The sequence below is a fragment of the Shewanella kaireitica genome (assembly GCF_023284045.1).
Classification (GTDB): Bacteria; Pseudomonadota; Gammaproteobacteria; order Enterobacterales; family Shewanellaceae; genus Shewanella; species Shewanella kaireitica.
Window position 1 is genome coordinate 1 of sequence record NZ_JAKIKQ010000035.1, and the last position, 2,642, is coordinate 2,642.

Here is a 2,642-nt window from a genome sequence, read left to right on the forward strand (position 1 = left end):
TAATGTTTTAATTCTTTATGAAAAGAATGGTGGTCGATACTGGGCTCGAACCAGTGACCCCCTCCTTGTAAGGGAGGTGCTCTCCCAGCTGAGCTAATCGACCTGGGATTTACACAATGATTTAATTCTTTATAAAAAGAATGGTGGTCGATACTGGGCTCGAACCAGTGACCCCCTCCTTGTAAGGGAGGTGCTCTCCCAGCTGAGCTAATCGACCTCGCTGTGTGGGGCCGTATTATAGGGGGGAACGATCTACTGTCAACGCTTTTTTAGATAAAAGATGGTGTACGGTTCAATTTCGCACGTATTGACGGATAGTTAATCACATACAGCACTATATCTTTCATTAAGTGATTAAATTATTAGCTCAAAGGTTTGCAGGTGAAGTTTATTTAGCGAGTAAATAAAGAATGGAGTTAGCTTAGCGTTTAGCTTTTCACTATCTGTTGGGTAATTGGTGTCCTGTTAAGTTTGTTTTCTGAACAAGTATTATGGTTTTATTGCAATCATTGAAAACTAAAATTTATCTGGATTGTGAAGAGCTGGCTACACTTTGAAGTATTAGCTTATAGATCTATACATCAATCCAGTAGAACGATGGTCGCTGTTTAGGCTAACTCACTCGTGCCTCGTTTATTGCGGAAAATATTTAACGGCAATGAAAGTGAGCTAAGAATTATCGAGAAACAATCAATCGCCCTTTATTTAGCCTTACAGTTTGGTAACGTTGTCGCTTATGGCTGAGTGAGACAAGGGGGCTATGATTCAAATATCATTTTGACCACAAAATTTGCCATATAGTAGCAGGGCTATTTTACCTGAGGGCTTTGGCTGTTAGAATGTGCGCCACATTCATTGGTACAGTCTATTATTTAGGCTTTCTATATAGGTCAGTGTCCCATTATGACAATTAAGACGCGTTTTGCACCAAGCCCTACCGGTTTTCTGCACGTTGGTGGTGCTCGAACAGCACTTTATTCATGGTTATATGCACGTGCAAACCAAGGCGAATTTGTATTACGAGTAGAAGATACAGATATTGAACGTTCTACCCCCGAGGCCTGTGCGGCGATTCTAGAAGGTATGGAATGGTTAGGCCTTACGTGGGATGAAGGTCCTTACTACCAAACTAAACGTTTCGATCGTTATAACGAAATCATTGCTCAAATGTTAGAGCAGGGCAGTGCTTACAAGTGTTACTGCAGCCGCGAACGTATTGAGCTGATGCGTGAAGAGCAAGCTGCTAAAGGCGAACAGCAAAAGTATGATGGCTGTTGTCGTGATAAAGCGCCTCGCGATACTGATGAACCTTTTGTTATTCGATTCAAAAACCCAACAGAAGGTAGTGTAGTATTTGATGATCATGTCCGTGGCCGTATTGAAATATCAAATGACATGCTTGATGATTTGATTATTGCCCGTACCGAAGGCACGCCTACTTATAACTTCTGTGTTGTCGTTGATGACTGGGATATGGGCATTACTTGTGTTGTTCGTGGTGAAGACCATATCAATAACACTCCACGTCAGATCAATATCCTGAAAGCGCTTGGTGCTCCGATCCCCGAATATGCGCATGTCGCGATGATTCTTGGTGACGATGGCGCTAAATTGTCAAAGCGTCATGGTGCTGTTGGTGTGATGCAGTATCGCGATGATGGTTATTTACCAGAAGCCTTGCTTAACTACTTAGTTCGCTTAGGTTGGTCTCATGGCGATCAAGAAGTTTTCTCAATTGATGAAATGAAGCAATTATTCAAGCTTGATGATATTAACAAAGCAGCCTCGGCTTTTAATACTGAGAAGTTAGTTTGGTTGAATCAGCATTATATTAAAGAGATGGATCCAGAATATGTCGCTTCTCATTTAGAGTGGCACATGAATGATCAGAATATCGATATGAGTAATGGACCACAGTTGTCAGCTGTCGTTACTGCACTTTCTGAGCGAGCAAAAACCTTGAAAGAGTTGGCTGCATCTAGTCGCTATTTCTATGAAGACTTTGCAGACTTTGACGAAACAGCTGCCAAGAAACACCTTAGAGGTGTTGCAATGGAGCCACTTAAACTGATCCAAGCAAAATTGTCTGAACTTGAAGAGTGGACAGTAGAGTCAATACATCAAGCGATTGAAGACACTGCCAGTGAATTAGAAGTTGGTATGGGGAAAGTTGGCATGCCTTTGCGTGTTGCTGTAACTGGGGCAGGGATGTCACCTGCTGTTGATTTGACCTTATTCTTGGTTGGAAAGGCTCGTTGTGAGCAAAGAATCTCCAAAGCGATTGAATTTGTAGCAAATAGAATAAATTCCTAAAAAACGAGTTGACACTTTTGGGTGTGCTGCATAGAATGCGCCTCGCAGTTGAGACACTGATGGCAAATGCTTAAAGTGCGCTCGAAAGTGATTTAGTTAGTGCGGGGCCTTAGCTCAGCTGGGAGAGCGCAACACTGGCAGTGTTGAGGTCAGCGGTTCGATCCCGCTAGGCTCCACCATCTAACTAAATAAAAGCGTTAAGTTTTAGCCTACAGAACTTAATGAGTGATTCACTCTTTGCAGAGTCTAATGCAGTCCGGGTCCCCATCGTCTAGAGGCCTAGGACACCGCCCTTTCACGGCGGTAACAGGGGTTCGAATCCCCTTGGG

1 protein-coding gene and 3 tRNA genes are annotated in these 2,642 nt (G+C 43.0%); 2 read left to right on the forward strand and 2 right to left on the reverse strand.

Annotated elements, in window-relative coordinates; genetic code table 11:
• Nucleotides 1-27: 27 nt before the first annotated feature.
• Nucleotides 28-103, reverse strand: a tRNA-Val gene (locus tag L2730_RS21820).
• 38 nt (nucleotides 104-141) lie between these two features.
• Nucleotides 142-217, reverse strand: a tRNA-Val gene (locus tag L2730_RS21825).
• A 686-nt stretch (nucleotides 218-903) separates the two neighbouring features.
• Here L2730_RS21825 and gltX point away from each other — a divergent pair.
• On the forward strand, nucleotides 904-2,313 hold the full coding sequence (gltX, locus tag L2730_RS21830) for a glutamate--tRNA ligase (protein WP_220740415.1): 1,410 nt from the start codon (nucleotides 904-906) through the stop codon (nucleotides 2,311-2,313).
• 103 nt (nucleotides 2,314-2,416) lie between these two features.
• Nucleotides 2,417-2,492 (forward strand) — tRNA-Ala (locus tag L2730_RS21835).
• The last annotated feature ends 150 nt before the right edge of the window (nucleotides 2,493-2,642 follow it).

Excerpts from the sequence above, each read along its gene's own strand:
- gltX (WP_220740415.1), top strand. The coding sequence starts at position 904 with ATGACAATTAAGACGCGTTTTGCACCAAGCCCTACCGGTTTTCTGCAC.